This is a genomic window from Amycolatopsis stemonae, from assembly GCF_054781455.1.
The window spans coordinates 208,889-224,692 of the sequence record NZ_BAAGUJ010000003.1 but is presented as its reverse complement, the minus strand read 5'-3'; the positions used below and the strand labels follow the sequence as shown (position 1 = coordinate 224,692).

Annotated in this window: 14 protein-coding genes; 6 read left to right on the top strand and 8 right to left on the bottom strand. The window is 70.5% G+C overall.

Going from position 1 to position 15,804, the window contains the following annotated elements:
* Positions 1-158 precede the first annotated feature (158 nt).
* The 5 genes from gap (at position 159) to ACYVLJ_RS12830 (ending at position 3,978) form a co-directional block, all read left to right on the top strand.
* Positions 159-1,163: a type I glyceraldehyde-3-phosphate dehydrogenase gene (gene gap, locus ACYVLJ_RS12850; protein WP_308671042.1), complete on the top strand. Its 1,005-nt coding sequence runs from the start codon at positions 159-161 to the stop codon at positions 1,161-1,163.
* Between the two features lie 5 nt (positions 1,164-1,168).
* On the top strand, positions 1,169-2,383 hold the full coding sequence (locus ACYVLJ_RS12845) for a phosphoglycerate kinase (protein ID WP_451975518.1): 1,215 nt from the start codon (positions 1,169-1,171) through the stop codon (positions 2,381-2,383).
* The gene (gene tpiA, locus ACYVLJ_RS12840) at positions 2,383-3,168 is read left to right on the top strand and encodes a triose-phosphate isomerase family protein (protein ID WP_460438798.1); all 786 of its coding nucleotides are present in this window, start codon (positions 2,383-2,385) and stop codon (positions 3,166-3,168) included. The genes ACYVLJ_RS12845 and tpiA overlap by 1 nt, the downstream gene beginning before the upstream one ends.
* Before the next feature lie 127 nt (positions 3,169-3,295).
* Positions 3,296-3,526, top strand: coding sequence for a preprotein translocase subunit SecG (gene secG, locus ACYVLJ_RS12835; RefSeq protein ID WP_451975524.1), 231 nt, complete (start codon positions 3,296-3,298; stop codon positions 3,524-3,526).
* Between the two features lie 107 nt (positions 3,527-3,633).
* On the top strand, positions 3,634-3,978 hold the full coding sequence (locus ACYVLJ_RS12830) for an RNA polymerase-binding protein RbpA (protein WP_364446706.1): 345 nt from the start codon (positions 3,634-3,636) through the stop codon (positions 3,976-3,978).
* Between the two features lie 210 nt (positions 3,979-4,188).
* On the opposite strand, the gene ACYVLJ_RS12825 is transcribed toward ACYVLJ_RS12830, so the two are convergent.
* Positions 4,189-5,388 carry a sensor histidine kinase gene (locus ACYVLJ_RS12825; RefSeq protein ID WP_451975527.1) on the bottom strand — a complete coding sequence of 400 codons (1,200 nt, stop codon included), beginning with the start codon at positions 5,386-5,388 and terminating at the stop codon, positions 4,189-4,191.
* 291 nt (positions 5,389-5,679) lie between these two features.
* Positions 5,680-6,771 carry an FAD-dependent oxidoreductase gene (locus ACYVLJ_RS12820; protein WP_460438797.1) on the bottom strand — a complete coding sequence of 364 codons (1,092 nt, stop codon included), beginning with the start codon at positions 6,769-6,771 and terminating at the stop codon, positions 5,680-5,682.
* 125 nt (positions 6,772-6,896) lie between these two features.
* Between ACYVLJ_RS12820 and ACYVLJ_RS12815 the strand changes: the two genes are divergently transcribed.
* The gene (locus ACYVLJ_RS12815; RefSeq protein WP_460438796.1) at positions 6,897-7,466 is read left to right on the top strand and encodes a TetR/AcrR family transcriptional regulator; all 570 of its coding nucleotides are present in this window, start codon (positions 6,897-6,899) and stop codon (positions 7,464-7,466) included.
* A 39-nt stretch (positions 7,467-7,505) separates the two neighbouring features.
* On the opposite strand, the gene pgl is transcribed toward ACYVLJ_RS12815, so the two are convergent.
* From pgl to tkt, 6 genes are read right to left on the bottom strand one after another with little or no spacing between them, the layout of a single operon-like run.
* Entirely contained in the window at positions 7,506-8,285 is a 780-nt protein-coding gene (gene pgl, locus ACYVLJ_RS12810; RefSeq protein ID WP_460438795.1) for a 6-phosphogluconolactonase, read from the bottom strand.
* Positions 8,282-9,304 carry a glucose-6-phosphate dehydrogenase assembly protein OpcA gene (opcA, locus tag ACYVLJ_RS12805; protein WP_451975538.1) on the bottom strand — a complete coding sequence of 341 codons (1,023 nt, stop codon included), beginning with the start codon at positions 9,302-9,304 and terminating at the stop codon, positions 8,282-8,284. The genes pgl and opcA overlap by 4 nt, the downstream gene beginning before the upstream one ends.
* The gene (gene zwf, locus ACYVLJ_RS12800; RefSeq protein ID WP_460438794.1) at positions 9,301-10,824 is read right to left on the bottom strand and encodes a glucose-6-phosphate dehydrogenase; all 1,524 of its coding nucleotides are present in this window, start codon (positions 10,822-10,824) and stop codon (positions 9,301-9,303) included. The genes opcA and zwf overlap by 4 nt, the downstream gene beginning before the upstream one ends.
* A complete protein-coding gene (locus tag ACYVLJ_RS12795; RefSeq protein WP_460438793.1) occupies positions 10,821-12,443 on the bottom strand; it encodes a glucose-6-phosphate isomerase in 1,623 nt (540 codons plus the stop codon). Before ACYVLJ_RS12795 ends, zwf begins: the two co-directional genes overlap by 4 nt.
* A gap of 8 nt (positions 12,444-12,451) precedes the next feature.
* Positions 12,452-13,564 (bottom strand): transaldolase, encoded by a 1,113-nt coding sequence (gene tal, locus ACYVLJ_RS12790; RefSeq protein WP_460438792.1) that lies wholly within the window; start codon positions 13,562-13,564, stop codon positions 12,452-12,454.
* A 14-nt stretch (positions 13,565-13,578) separates the two neighbouring features.
* On the bottom strand, positions 13,579-15,678 hold the full coding sequence (gene tkt, locus ACYVLJ_RS12785) for a transketolase family protein (RefSeq protein WP_460438791.1): 2,100 nt from the start codon (positions 15,676-15,678) through the stop codon (positions 13,579-13,581).
* Positions 15,679-15,804 lie beyond the last annotated feature (126 nt).

Here is a 15,804-nt window from a genome sequence, read left to right as displayed (position 1 = left end):
CGGACCCACCCGGCTTCTTAATCGATTCTTGACCCGTTCGCCAAGTGGTGGAAGTCTCGTCAGGGCAGTCAGGGACGCGCATGCCCGCACGCTAGGGTGACCGCGAGCCCGCAAGTCACGGCCGGGTCGCCCGGCCGATCCTCAGAGGAGTGGCAGCAGTGACCGTTCGCGTAGGTGTCAACGGCTTCGGCCGCATCGGCCGCAACTTCTTCCGCGCCGTGCAGGCCAGCGGCCACGACATCGAGGTGGTCGCGTTCAACGACCTCGGCGACGTCGCGACCATGGCCCACCTGCTGAAGTACGACTCCATCCTGGGCCGGTTCCCGGGTGAGGTCAGCGTCAGCGACGAGGGCATCGTCGTCGACGGCAAGACCATCAAGGCCCTCGCCGAGCGCGACCCGGCCAACCTGCCCTGGGGCGACCTGGGCGTGGACGTCGTCGTCGAGTCGACCGGCTTCTTCACCAACGCCGACGCCGCCAAGGCGCACATCGCCGGCGGGGCCAAGAAGGTCATCATCTCCGCGCCCGCCAAGGGCGAGGACCTCACCATCGTGCTCGGCGTCAACGACGACAAGTACGACGGCTCGCAGGTCATCATCTCCAACGCCTCCTGCACCACCAACTGCCTCGGCCCGCTGGCCAAGGTGCTGCACGACGCGTTCGGCATCGAGCAGGGCCTGATGACCACCGTGCACGCCTACACGCAGGACCAGAACCTGCAGGACGCGCCGCACAAGGACCTCCGCCGCGCCCGCGCCGCCGCGCTGAGCGTCGTCCCGACCTCGACCGGTGCCGCCAAGGCCATCGGCCTGGTCCTGCCGGAGCTGCAGGGCAAGCTGGACGGCTACGCGCTGCGCGTCCCGGTGCCGACCGGCTCGGCCACCGACCTCACCGTCACCCTGACCAAGGCCGCCACGGTCGAGGAGATCAACGCCGCCTACAAGGCCGCCGCCGAGGGCCCGCTGGCCGGCATCCTCCGCTACAACGAGGACCCGATCGTCTCGGCCGACATCGTCACCGACCCGGCGTCCTGCATCTACGACGCGCCGCTGACCAAGGTCATCGGCAACCAGGTCAAGGTCGTCGGCTGGTACGACAACGAGTGGGGCTACTCCAACCGCCTCGCCGACCTGGTCAAGCTCGTCGGTACGAAGATCTCCTGAACCCGATGAGCGTCAAGAACCTCGACGACCTGCTGGGCGAGGGCGTTCAGGGCCGGTACGTACTCGTGCGGTCCGACCTGAACGTCCCGCTCGACGGGGACCGCATCACCGACGACGGCCGGGTCCGCGCCGCGCTGCCGACGATCAAGAAGCTCGCCGGCGCGGGCGCGAAGGTCGTCGTCACCGCGCACCTCGGCCGCCCGAAGGGCGAGCCGGACCCGAAGTACACCCTCGCGCCCGTCGCCAAGCGGCTCTCCGAGCTGCTCGGCGCCGAGGTCCCGCTGGCCGGTGACCTGGTCGGCGAGTCCGCGAAGGCGCTGACCGGCGGCCTGGCCGACGGCGGTGTCGTCCTGCTGGAGAACGTGCGCTTCGACGCGCGCGAGACCAGCAAGGACGCCGTGGACCGCTCCGAGCTGGCCGCCGAGCTGGGCGCGCTCGTCCCCGGCGGCGCGTTCGTCTCCGACGGCTTCGGCGTCGTCCACCGCAAGCAGGCTTCGGTCTACGAGGTCGCGTCGGTGCTCCCGGCGTACGCCGGTGGCCTGGTGCTGGCCGAGCTGGACGTGCTGAAGAAGCTGACCGACGACGTCAAGCGGCCCTACGTGGTCGTGCTCGGCGGCGCGAAGGTGTCCGACAAGCTCGGCGTCATCGCGAACCTGCTGACCAAGGTCGACCGGCTGCTCATCGGCGGCGGCATGGCGTACACCTTCCTCAAGGCCCAGGGCCACGAGGTCGGCCAGTCGCTGCTGCAGGCCGACCAGCTCGACCAGGTGAAGGGCTTCCTCGCCGAGGCCGAGAAGCGCGGCGTCGAGCTGGTCCTGCCGGTCGACGTGCTCGCCGCGACCGAGTTCTCGGCCGACGCCGAGCACGAGGTCGTCGACGCCACCGCGATCCCGGCCGACCGCCAGGGCCTCGACATCGGCCCGCGCTCGCGTGAGCTGTTCGCGAGCAAGCTGGCCGACGCCAAGACCGTGTTCTGGAACGGTCCGATGGGCGTGTTCGAGTTCGAGGCCTTCTCCGGCGGCACCCGCGCCGTCGCGGAAGCGCTCGTGAAGAGCGACGCGTTCACGGTGGTCGGCGGCGGCGACTCGGCCGCCGCGGTGCGGCAGCTGGGCCTGCCCGAGGACGGCTTCTCGCACATCTCCACCGGTGGCGGCGCCTCGCTGGAGTACCTCGAGGGCAAGGAACTGCCGGGCGTGACCGCCCTGGAGGAGAAGAACTAGTGGCACGCAAGCCGTTCATCGCCGGCAACTGGAAGATGAACCTGAACCACCTCGAGGCCATCGCGCTGGTCCAGAAGATCGCCTTCGCGCTGCCGGAGAAGTACTACGCGAAGGTCGACGTGGCGGTGCTGCCGCCGTTCACCGACATCCGCAGCGTGCAGACCCTGGTCGACGGCGACAAGCTGTCGCTCACCTACGGCGCCCAGGACCTCGCGCCGCAGGACTCCGGCGCCTACACCGGTGACATCTCGGGCCTGATGCTGGCGAAGCTGGGCTGCAAGTACGTCGCGGTCGGGCACTCGGAGCGGCGCGAATACCACGCCGAGACCGACGAGCTGGTCAACAAGAAGGTCAAGGCCGCGCTCAAGCACGGCATCACGCCGATCCTCTGCATCGGGGAGAAGCTCGAGGTCCGCGAGGCCGGCGAGCACATCCACCACACCACGACGCAGCTGATCGAGGGCCTGAAGGGCCTCAAGGCCGAGCAGGTCTCCGGCGTGGTGATCGCGTACGAGCCGGTCTGGGCGATCGGCACCGGCAAGGTCGCGTCGTCGGCCGACGCCGAAGAGGTCTGCAAGGCCATCCGCGCCACCCTCCAGGAGAAGTACGGCGACGACGTCGCTTCGTCCGTCCGGGTGCTCTACGGGGGATCGGTCAAATCGGGCAACATCAGCGAACTGGTGGGCTGCGAGAACATCGACGGTGCCCTGGTCGGCGGAGCGAGCCTCGACGGCGAGGAGTTCACGAAACTCTGCGCACTCGCCGCGGGCGGGCCGCTGCCCTGATCGAGGCCACGACCGGGTAGCCTGTGTATCCGGTCCGTCACACAGCAGTGGACGAGTCCAGGGGTACGGTGGTGGTCGGAAACGACCATGCCGTGCCCCTGCATTCTCCTAGAGCCCAGAGGATGACATGAAGCTGTTCCTGCAAATCCTGTTGATCATCTCCAGCGTCCTGCTGGTGGTCGCCGTGCTGCTGCACCGTGGCCGGGGCGGTGGCCTGTCGTCGCTGTTCGGCGGCGGGATGCAGTCGAGCCTGGCCGGGTCGAGCGTGGCCGAGAAGAACCTCGACCGGATCACCCTGCTGCTGGGCGCGGTCTGGCTGATCAGCATCGTGGGCCTGGGTCTGCTGCTCAAGGTGTGAGGCGTCCGGCGCCCCGCCGTCGATCGCGACCGGGTCACGACGGCAGGGCGCAGCGATTCGGCGTGCCTATTGGGGGGCGCGCCGCCGATTCCTAGGTGTGAGGATTCATGGTTGGCGGTAACGCGATTCGAGGCACCCGGGTGGGTGCCGGTCCTACGGGCGAATCGGAACGGGGTGAGTCGGCGCCGCGGCGCCGCGTGGCCTACTGGTGTGCCAACGGGCACGAAGCCCGGCCGTCGTTCGCGCTCGACGCGGAGATCCCGGACGAGTGGGACTGCCCCCGCTGCGGTCTCCCCGGCGGGCAGGACGAGAAGAACCCGCCGGCCGCGCCGCGGACCGAGCCCTACAAGACGCACCTGGCGTACGTGAAGGAGCGTCGCAGCGACGCCGACGGCGAGGCCATCCTGGCCGAAGCCCTCGAGCGCCTGCGTCAGCGCCGGGAGATCATCTAAGCGTCCCCAGCCCGAAAGCCACCCCGGGACACCTCGGGGTGGCTTTTCGTGCGCTCGAACGGGCATCACCCGTGATCAGAGGGGCATCACCTGTGATTGGCGAGGCATCACCCGTGATCAGAGGGGCATCACCGTGATGCCCGCTCAATCACGCGTGATGCCCGTCCAATCACACGTGATGCCCCGTCAGTCACACGTGATGCCCCGAGGTCAGCGGTCCAGCGGGTAGCGGGCTCGCACGCGGAACCCGCCGTCCTTCATGCCGGACGTCTCGAAGCTTCCGCCCAGCAGGCGCGCGCGCTCCGCCAGGCCCGTCAGGCCGTGGCCACCCGAGGGCAGGGCCTCCGCCGGCCGGCTGGCCCGCTCGTTGCGGACCTCGATCTTGAGCGCTCCGTGCTCACCCTGGATGCGGATCGTCGCCGTCGCACCCGGGGCGTGCTTGTGGACGTTCGTCAGGCACTCCTGCACCGTCCGGTAGGCCGCCGCCGACACCTGGTTCGGCAGGGCCTCCGGCAGGTGCTCCACGGACAGGTGCACCGGCACCTCGGACGTGCGGATCAGCCGGTCGAGGTCGTTGATGCCCGGGCGCGGGCCGTCGTCGTCCGCGCCCGCGCGCAGCACGCTCAGCAGCGAACGCAGCTCCTCGAGCGTTCGCTTCGACAGCGTCCGGATGACCTGCGCGGTCTCCTGCGCGCGGTCGTCGGCCGTCTGGGCCTGCAGGGCGCCGGCCTGCATCGCGATCAGCGTGATCTGGTGCGAGACGACGTCGTGCATCTCGCGGGCCAGCCGGGCGCGCTCCTCGGCGCGGACGGCGTCGGCGTGGAAGCGGCGCTCGCGGTCGCGGCTCGTGGCCAGCTCGGCGAGCTTGTTCGACACCTCGGCCCGGGCCCCGATGAGCAGGCCGATCGCGATCGGCATGCCGGCGACGAGGACGCCGTAGATGCCGTCGAGGATGTGTTCGCGCCAGCTGAGCTGGGCGAAGTCCTCCAGTGGCCACTGGACGAACCGGCAGATCCAGACCAGCGCCGCGCCGACCCAGACCTGCCAGTGCAGCTGGCGGCGGGTGGCGAGCATGCCGAGCGTGATCATCGACGCGAGCTGGGCCCAGCCGGCCAGGAAGCCGGGGACCGCGACGAGCACGGCGAGGAACGGGAACTTCCGGCGGAACACCACCGCGAGGCAGGCGGCGCCGGAGAGCCAGATCGAATACGGCTGGGCCTTCTCGGGGATCACCAGCCAGACGTCGAGCACGGCCAGGATGACCGCGGCCGCCTCGATGGCGAACTTGACCACAGCCGGGCGGGGGACCGAGCCGAAGATGCTCAGACCGCGCCTTCGCACCCGCTCGGCGGCCGATGGCCCCGAGCCGGCGATCGAGATGCCTGGAATCGAGAGTCCCTCTGTACTCATCGCTGGCGACCCCATTCGTCTTGTGGACTTGGTGGTGAGATGCGCTCAGGGCCCGATCGGGACGCGCAGCGCCAGACAAATGTGCGGATGCTAACGAGGTCGCGTACGAAGACGGTAAGTTTCACCCGTTGTCGGAGTTCGGGCGTCCGAATTCCGCAGTCTTCTGCTCCGTCCGGGGGATACCCACGGAGTGGCGCTACTGAGAGTGGGAGGGCTGCTCCTCAGGGTGCACCCGGACGACCACATCGTGGGAATCATGTTACCCACGTGTGGCCGTCCGGCGGTAGATCGTCAGGCGGCCATCGACCGGAGATCGTCGCTGAGCAGGTCGTGCAGGCCCGAGGCGCACGCCTTCGCGGTCTCGATCGACCGCGGCAGCATCCCGGCTTCGTAAGCCCGGACGGCCTCCTCGACGCTCGAGGACGTCGCCAATGCCGTGGCGAGCTCGGTGCCGTCCAGCATCGCGAGGTTCGCGCCGACGCCCAGCGGCGGCATCAGGTGCGCCGCGTCGCCGAGCAGCGTGAGCCCGGGCGTGTGGGTCCAGGCGTGCGGCACCGGCAGGACGTACAGGGGCCGGTGCGTGAACCCGCCGTCCTGTTCGTCGACGAAGCCGAGCACCCGTGGGTGCCAGCCCGCGTAGCGCTCCAGCAGGTGCGCGCGGACGGCGGCGGGGTCGGCGAAGTCGAGGCCCGCGGCCCAGTCTTCGGCGGCGTAGAAGATGGCGTAGCAGCGGATGTGGCCACCGCTGGTGCGCTGCGCGACGATCGCCTTGCCGTCGATCTTCGTCATCAGCGTCCCCTGGCCGGTCAGTGCGGCCAGTTCCGGGTGACGGCGGTCGGCGTCGTCGAGCCCGAACTCGACGAACGTGACGCCGCTGTACTCGGGCCGGACGCCGGTGAGGGCGCGGCGGACCCGCGACCACGCGCCGTCCGCGCCGACGACCAGGTCGAAGTCCTGGGTGGCGCCGTCGGCGAAGGTCAGCTGCCCGCTCGTGGTGACGTCGGTGATCGACCGGCCCCACCGGACGGTGCCGGGGGCAAGGGAGCCGAGCAGGATCCCGCGGAGCTGGCCGCGGTCGATCTCGGGCCGGAAGTCGTCGCCCTCGGCGGGCATCTCTTCGAAGACGGCTTCCGCGGTGCGCGGGTCGAGCGCGCGCATCTGCTGGCCTTCCGGCCGGGCGAGCGCGCGGAACTCGTCGAGCAGGCCGGCCGTGCGGAGGGCGACCTGGCCGGTGTCGCCGTGCATGTCGAGCGTGCCGCCTTGGGGGCGGGCATCGGCCGAAGCCTCCTGCTCGAAGACGGTGACGTCGATGTCGTGGAGCTGCAGGACGCGGGCGCAGGCGAGTCCGCCGAGGCCGGCGCCGACGATGGCGATGGAGTTCATGGCTTCCCCCGGGAAGTTCGGGGCCGCCGGCTCTTCCGGCGGCCTGAACCCAGAAAAACACAGTGACTCAAAAAGTGCAATGACTAAACTTTTGAAGTGAGTCCACCATCACGTAGGCTGGGTCCATGACCGAAGTGATGGGACGCCGTGAGCGCAAGAAGGCGCAGACCCGCCAGGCCCTGGCCGACGCGGCGCTCGCGCTGTTCCTCGAACGCGGCTACGACGCGGTGGGGGTGAAGGACGTCGCCGATGCCGCGGACGTCTCGGTGACGACGTTGTTCAAGTACTTCCCGAGCAAGGAAGCCCTGTTGTTCGACCAGGACGACGACATCGAGGCGGCCCTGGTCGAGGCGGTGCGCGGCCGGCCGCCGGGGCACACGATCGTGGACGCCCTGCGCGAGCACACCCTGCGGGACATCTCCGACGGCGGCCCGGACGAGGAGTTCCTGCGCCTCATCGAGAGCACCCCGGCGCTGCGCGAGTACGGCCGCCGGATGTGGCTGCGCCACGAGACGGCCTTGGCCCGGGCGATCGCCGAAGAGACGGGCGCTGCGGCCGACGACGTCTCGTGCGCGGCACTGGCCCGCTTCGCGCTGTCCTCGCGGGACTTGATCCTGGCTCAGGAGAACCGCCTGAAGGCGGCGGAGGAGATCTTCGGCCGCCTCGGCCGCGGTTGGCAGCCGGAAAAGCAGTGAAGGCCCCCTGCCGGAGCAGAGGGCCTTCACCGGACCGGCTCAAGCCGTCGGGGGCTGGTACACCTTCGTCAGCTTGCCCGCCGCGGTGCGGTCGAGCAGCCACAGCGTGCGGCGGTGGCCCCGGGCCCCGGCGACCGGGAGCTGGACTTCGCCCGCTCCCGCCAGGGCCAGCGTCACCGCGTCCGCCTTCGCTTCGCCCGCCGTCATCAGCCAGATGTCGCGGGCCTGGCGGATCGCCGGCAGGGTCAGGGAAATCCGGGTCGGCGGCGGCTTGGGGCAGTTGCGCACCGCCACCACCGACCGGTCGGTTTCGTACACCGCCGGCGACTCCGGGAACACCGACGCCGTGTGTCCTTCACCGCCCAGCCCCAGCAGCATGATGTCGAACGACGGGACGTCGCCGTGGTCCTCCGGCCCCGCGTTCGACGCCAGCACCTCGGCGTAGGCCGCGGCCGCCGCGTCGACGTCGTCGCCGAACTCGCCGTCCGACGCCGCCATCGCGTGGACCCGCTTCGGGTCGAGCGGGACGTGGTCGAGCAGGGCCTCGCGGGCCTGCTTCTCGTTCCGCTCGTCCGAATCGGCCGGGACGAACCGCTCGTCACCCCAGTAGATGTCCAGGCGCGACCAGTCGATCGCGTCCCGGGCCGACGACGCCTGGAGCTCGGCCAGCACCGCGATGCCCGTGCCGCCGCCGGTGAGCACCAGCGACGCCGAGCCCTTGGCGGCCTGGACGTCCACCAGCCGCGTGACCAGCCGGGCGGCCGCGGCGGCCGCCAGCAGGTCCTGGTTCGCGTAGACGACGACCTCGGTCTTGCTCATTTCTTGGCCTTGGCGGAAACGGGAGCCGGCTTCTTGGCCGCCTCGTCCGCGGCCGGGGTGGTGACGTCGGGCTTGGCCGGCGCGCCGGTCTTCCCGTTCGTCCCGGACGTGAACTTGCCGAGGCCGTGCAGCGCCGCTTCGTACACCTCGTCGGGGTCGAGCCGGCGCAGCTCCTCGATCAGGCAGTCCTGCGTGGTCCGCCGCTGCAGGGCGATCCGCCGGGTCGGCTGGCCCGGCTGGGTCAGCGTGCCGACGCGGCCGTCCGGCCGGTGCAGCTCCACCGGGCCCGAGCGCCGGTCCAGCGTCACCGAGATGATGCCCGCCGCGCCCGAGCTCTTGACCCGCTTGACCGGCACCTTCAGGTACTCGGCCAGCCAGGCGGCCAGCAGCTCGGTGGACGGCGAGTCGGCCTCGCCGGTCACGGTCGCGCCGGTGACCTTCTCGAACGGCGGCAGGTCCAGCGCCGACACCAGCTGCGCCCGCCAGCGGGTCAGCCGGGTCCACGCCAGGTCGGTGTCGCCCGCGGCGTACACCTTCGCCCGCGTGGTCAGCGCCTTGACCGGGTTCTTCTCCGCGGCCGAGTCGGTGATCCGGCGCTGGGCCAGCTCGCCGAGCGGGTCCTTCTCCGGGTCCTTCGGGCCGGTGCCCGGCCACCAGGCGACGATCGGCGCGTCCGGCAGCAGCAGCGGCACCACCGCGCTCTGGCCCTGGGCGGCCAGCGGGCCGTAGAGCCGCAGCACGATGACCTCGCTCGCGCCGGCGTCGCCGCCGACCCGGATCTGGCCGTCGATCCGTGGCGCCGCGGTGCGCGCGCCCTTGGCCACCACGATCACCCGCGAAGGGTGCTCCCGGCTCGCGCCGTTGGCGGCTTCTATGGCGTCTTCGAGGTTGGCGTCGTCGTCGGCGACGATCACCAGCGTCAGGACCCGCCCGAGCGCGACTTGCCCGCCCTGTTCGCGGATCTCCACCAGCTTCTTGTTGAGCGCCGAAGTCGTGGTGGACGGCAGGTCGATGATCACGGGCGCCTCCATTTCCGGCCGGTGCGCTCCAGCATTTCGTCGGCGGACGGCGGGCCCCACGTGCCCGGCGGGTACTGCTCCGGAGAGCCTCCCTTGGCCCAGTGCTCCAGCACCGGGTCCAGGATCTTCCAGGACAGCTCGACTTCTTCGTTGACCGGGAACAGCGACGGCTCGCCGAGCAGGACGTCGAGGATCAGGCGCTCATAGGCCTCGGGGGAGGACTCGGTGAACGCGTGCCCGTAGCCGAAGTCCATCGTGACGTCGCGGACCTCCATCGTGGTCCCCGGCACCTTCGAGCCGAACCGCAGCGTGATGCCCTCGTCCGGCTGCACCCGGATGACCAGGGCGTTCTGCCCCAGCTCCTCGGTGGACGTCGAGTCGAACGGCAGGTGCGGCGCCCGCTTGAACACGATGGCGATCTCGGTGACGCGGCGGCCGAGCCGCTTGCCGGTGCGCAGGTAGAACGGCACCCCGGCCCAGCGGCGGCTCTGCACCTCGAGGGTCACCGCGGCGTAGGTCTCGGTCTTCGAGTCCTTCGCGAAGCCCTCTTCCTGCAGCAGGCCGGGCACCTTCGTGCCGCCCTGCCAGCCGCCCGTGTACTGGCCGCGCGCGGTCGTCTTGTCCAGCGGCTCCACCGGCTTGGTGCCCGAGAGCACCTTGATCTTCTCCGCGCGCAGGGCCCGCGGCTCGAACGACAGCGGCTCCTCCATCGCGGTGAAGGCCAGCAGCTGCAGCAGGTGGTTCTGGATGACGTCGCGCGCGGCGCCGATGCCGTCGTAGTACCCCGCGCGGCCGCCGAGGCCGATGTCCTCGGCCATGGTGATCTGCACGTGGTCGACGTAGTTGGCGTTCCAGATCGGCTCGAACAGCTGGTTCGCGAAGCGCAGCGCCAGGATGTTCTGCACCGTCTCCTTTCCGAGGTAGTGGTCGATGCGGAACACCGACTCCTCGGGGAAGACGTCGTTGACGATCGCGTTCAGCTCTTCGGCGCTCTTCAGGTCGTGCCCGAAGGGCTTCTCGATGACCACGCGCCGCCAGGTGTTCTCGTCGGCGTGGGCCAGGCCCGAGCGGGCCAGCTGCTTGGTCACCACCGGGAACGCGCCCGGCGGGATCGACAGGTAGAACGCCGTGTTGCCGCCGGTGCCGCGTTCCTTGTCGAGGTCCTTGACCGTCTGCGCGAGCCGGTCGAAGGCGTCGTCGTCGTCGAAGGTGCCCTGGACGAACCGGATGCCTTCGGCGAGCCGGTTCCACACCGACTCCTTGAACGGCGTCCGCGCGTGCTCCTTGACCGAGTCGTGCACGAGCTCGCCGAAGTCCTGGTGCTCCCAGTCGCGCCGGGCGAACCCGACGAGCGAGAAGCCGGCGGGCAGCAGCCCGCGGTTGGCCAGGTCGTAGATGGCGGGCATCAGCTTCTTGCGGGCCAGGTCGCCGGTGACCCCGAAGATCACCAGGCTGGACGGCCCGGCGATCCGCGGGAGCCGCTTGTCCCGCGGGTCGCGAAGGGGGTTGGTCCACGTCATGCGGTGACCTCCTGTACCGCGCGGACGACCGCCGCGAGGCCCGCGGCCCGGTCGGTCAGGTGCAGGCGCAGCACCGGGCGGCCGTGCTCGGCGAGCACCTGCCCGTCGCCCAAGGCCTGCGCGTGCTGCAGCTGGCCCAGCGTGTAGGGCCGCTCCGGCACTTCGAGGTCCTGCTCGACGGCGCCGGTGAGCTGCAGGAAGACGCCGTTCTGGTGCCCGCCCTTGTGGTACTGGCCGGTCGAGTGCAGGAACCGCGGGCCCCAGCCGAACGTCGTCTGCAGGCCGGTGCGCTTGGCGATTTCGCCGCGCAGCAGGGCCGTCGACGCGTCGTCGAGGCGGTCGAGGTAGGCCTGCACCGCGATGTAGCCCGCTTCCGGCGCCGAAGCGAAGAACGCGCGCAGCACGTCGGTCAGGCTGCCCTCGGTGGAAACCCCGGCGGAGCCGAAGATCTCGACCGGACCGTCCACGTTGGACGGTTCCTCGCCGCCCTTCAGCTTCTCCGGGTCGTCCAGCAGCGCGCGGGCCGCCTTCTTGGCCGCCTCGACGTCCGGCTGGTCGAACGGGTTGATCCCGAGCAGCCGCCCGGCCAGCGCCGTGGCGAACTCCCAGAGCAGGAACTGCGCGCCGAGCGAGCCGGTGACGGCGATCTTCGCCGCGCCCTGCGGGCTGCCGACCGCGGTGGGCGTGGCGTCGGACTTGGCGTCGGCGAAGCCGGGCGCCTCCGGGCCTTCGACCGCGACCGGCAGCAGGCCGGTGCCCTGTTTGCCGGTGGACTCCGCGATCAGCTGCTCGGCCCAGTCCGGGAAGCCCTTGATGCCGGAGCCGGTGTCGGCCAGCACGACCTTCTCGGCGCCCGTCTCGTGCGCGGCGGCCCACGCGGCGGCCAACTTGACCGCCGGGTTGTCGGCCGAGTCCGCGGCGAGCTCGTCGGCCACCGAGGCGGCCTGGTCGAGCAGCCGGGCGACGTCCGCGCCGGCGAGACCGGCCGGGACGAGCCCGAACGCGGTCAGCGCCGAGTAGCGGCCGCCGACGTGCGGGTCGGCGAGGAAGGTCTTGCGGTAACCCTCCTTTTCGGACAGTTCCTGGAACGGCGAGCCCGGGTCCGTGACGACCACGATCCGCCGGGCCGCGTCGATCCCCGCGTCGGTGAACGCCTTCGCGAAGATCCGCCGGTGGCTGTCGGTCTCGACGGTGCCGCCCGACTTCGACGACACCACGATCACGGTGCGCTCGAGGTCACCCGCCAACGCGTCGGCGACCTGGCCGGGGTCGGTCGTGTCGAGCACGGTCAGCGCGACGTCGTCGGTGCCGGTGATGACCTCCGGCGCCAGCGACGAGCCGCCCATGCCGGCCAGCACGACCCGGTCGACGCCCTCGGACCGCAGCTCGGTCCGCAGCGCCTCGATCTCGCCGATCAGCGGCCGCGACGACTTGTGCAACGTCGTCCAGGACAGCCGGATCGACGCCTCGGGCTCGGCGTCCGGCCCCCAGAGCGTCGCGTCCTGCGCCGCCAGCTTCGACGCGACCTGGTCGGTGACCAGCTGCTCGACCAGCGGCGCGGCGCGCTCCGCCAGTGCGGCGTCCACGATCTCGACGCCGGTCTTCTCACCTGTCGTCATGTCGTGCTTCAGCCCTTCGCCTTCTCGAGCTGCCCCTGCACGGTCTCCAGAAGCTCGGTCCACGACTTCTCGAACTTCTCGACGCCCTCGTTCTCCAGCACCAGGAACACGTCGCGGATGTCGATGCCGACGGCCTCGAGCTTGTCGAAGACCTCCTGCGCCTCGGCGGCGCGGCCGCTGACCTGGTCGCCGGTGATCTCGGCGTGCTCCGCGACCGCGTCCAGGGTCTTCTCCGGCATCGTGTTGACGGTGTCCTTCACCACGAGCTGGTCGACGTAGAGCGTGGGGGAGTAGTCCGGGTTCTTGACGCCGGTCGACGCCCACAGCGGGCGCTGCGCGTTCGCGCCTTCGGCCGCGAGGGCCTTCCAGCGGTCCGTGGCGGACAGCTCCTCGAAGGCCGCGTACGCGAGCCGGGCGTTGGCGACTGCCGCCTTGCCGCGCAGGGCCTTGGCCTCGTCGGTGCCGATCTCGTCGAGGCGCCTGTCGATCTCGGTGTCCACGCGGGAGACGAAGAACGACGCGACGGAGTGAATGCCACGCAGGTCGTGGCCGTTGGCCTTCGCCTGCTCCAAGCCGGCGAAGTAGGCCTCGATGACCTTCTTGTACCGCTCGACGGAGAAGATCAGCGTGACGTTGACGCTGATGCCCTCGGCCAGGGTCCTGGTGATGGCCGGCAGGCCCTCTTCGGTGGCCGGGATCTTGATCAGCACGTTCGGCCGGTCCACGGTCTTCCACAGGTCCTGCGCCTCGACGACCGTCTTGTCGGTGTCCTTGGCCAGGCGCGGGTCGACCTCGATGGAGACGCGGCCGTCGACGCCGTTCGTGGCGGTGTAGACGTCGCGGAACAGGTCCGCGGCATTGCGCACGTCGGTCGTGGTCAGGTCGCGGATCGTGGCCTCGACGTCGGCGCCCTGGGCGGCTAGTTCGCGGGTCCGCTCGTCGTAGGCGTCGCCCTTCGACATCGCGTTGGCGAAGATCGTCGGGTTGGTCGTGACGCCGACGACGTGCTTGTCGCGGATCAGCGCGGCGAGGTTGCCGGTGTTCAGGCGTTCCCGCGAGAGGTCGTCCAGCCAGATCGATACGCCCGCTTCGGACAGCTGCGCGAGCTTGTCGGTGCTCATTACTGTCATCCCCTTCAGTTCTTGGTGTTGGCGATCGAGCGGCGCGCGGCCTCGACGACTGCTTCCGCGGTGAACCCGAACTCACGGAACAGTGTGGCGGCATCGGCGGAGGCGCCGAAGTGCTCGATCGAAACGTTCACCCCGGCGTCACCGGTGAAGCGGTGCCACGACTGGGCGATGCCCGCCTCGACGGACACGCGGGCCTTCACACCGGCCGGGATGACGGATTCGCGGTAGGCCGCGTCCTGTGCGTCGAACCACTCGACGCACGGCATGGACACGACGCGCGCCTTGACGCCGTCGGCGTCCAGGGTCTTCTTGGCCTCGACCGCCAGCTGGACCTCGGAGCCGGTGGCGATGAGGACCACGTCCGGGGTGCCGTCGCTGTCAGCCAGGACGTACCCGCCCTTGGCGACGCCTTCGGCGCTGGTGCCCTCGAGCACCGGCACGTTCTGGCGGGTCAGCGCCAGGCCCGACGGGTGGTGGACGTCCTCCAGGACGGCCTTCCACGCGTACGCGGTCTCGTTGGCGTCCGCCGGGCGGACGACGTTGAGGCCCGGGATCGCGCGCAGCGCGGAGAGCTGCTCGATCGGCTGGTGCGTCGGGCCGTCCTCGCCGAGGCCGATCGAGTCGTGCGTCCACACGTAGGTGACCGGCGCCTTCATCAGCGCGGCCAGCCGGACCGGCGGGCGCATGTAGTCGGAGAAGATGAGGAACGTCGCGCCGTACGGGCGGGTGCCGCCGTGCAGCGCGATCCCGTTGAGGATCGAGCCCATGGCGTGCTCGCGGACGCCGAAGTGCAGCGTCCGGCCGTACGGGTTGGCCTGCCACATGTCGGTGGCGGCCTTCTCGGGACCGAACGAGTCGGCGCCCTTCATCGTGGTGTTGTTGCTCTCGGCCAGGTCGGCCGAGCCGCCCCACAGCTCCGGCAGCGGGTCGGCGAGCGCGTTCAGCACCTCACCGGAAGCCTTGCGGGTCGCGATGCCCTTGGCGTCCGGCTCCCACTTCGGCAGGTTGTCGGCGAAGCCCTCCGGCAGCGAGCGGGTGGCCATGCGGTCCGCCAGCTTCTTGCGCTCCGGGTTGGCCGCGCCCCACGCTTCGAACTTCTTGGTCCACTCGGCGTGCTCGGCCTTGCCGCGCTCGAGCGCCTGGCGCGTGTGCTTGATGACGTCGTCCTCGACCTGGAACGACTGCTCCGGGTCGAAGCCGAGGATCTTCTTCACCGCGGCGACCTCTTCGGCGCCCAGCGCGGCGCCGTGCGCCTTGCCCGTGCCCATCTTCTTCGGGGCCGGGTAGCCGATGACGGTCCGCAGCGCGATGAACGACGGCCGCTGCGTCTCGGCCTTGGCGGCCTTGATGGCCTCCTCGATCGCGACGACGTCCTCGCCGCCCTCGACGACCTGGGTGTGCCAGCCGTAGGCCTCGTAGCGCTTGACCGTGTCCTCGGACAGCGCGATGTTCGTGTCGTCCTCGATCGAGATCTTGTTGTCGTCGTAGAAGACGATCAGGTTCCCCAGCTCCTGGCGGCCCGCGATCGACGAGGCCTCGGAGGTGACGCCCTCTTCGATGTCGCCGTCGGAGGCGATCACGAAGATGTGGTGGTCGAAGATGCTCTCGCCGGGCGCCGCGTCCGGGTCGAGCAGGCCGCGCTCGCGGCGGGCGGCCATCGCCATGCCCACGGCGTTGGCCAGGCCCTGCCCGAGCGGGCCGGTGGTGGTCTCGACGCCGTCGGTGTGCCGGTACTCCGGGTGGCCCGGCGTCTTGGAGCCCCACTTGCGCAGCTGCTTGAGGTCCTCGAGCTCGAGGCCGTAGCCGGCGAGGTACAGCTGGATGTAGAGGGTCAGGCTCGAGTGCCCGGCCGACAGCACGAAGCGGTCGCGGCCCGGCCAGTTCTGGTCGTTCGGGTCGTGACGCAGCGTGCGCTGGAAGAGCGTGTAGGCCAGCGGCGCCAGGCTCATCGCGGTGCCGGGGTGGCCACTGCCACAGTTTTCGACGGCGTCGGCCGCGAGCACCCGGACGGTGTCCACGGCGCGGGTGTCGGTCTCGGTCCAGTCGGCGGGCACGTTGCGCCGGAGGAGTGGGTTGTTCTCGCTGGTAGGGGCGGTTTCGGACACTGAACTCCAACTCCCGGTCATTCTGGTTGCGGCTGGTCTTCCTCGTTCCGGTTACCCGTACGCGCGGCTACCTATCTCAATCGATCCCGAAGGGACGATATTCCTGCTCGCGGCCATGCGCAGGGG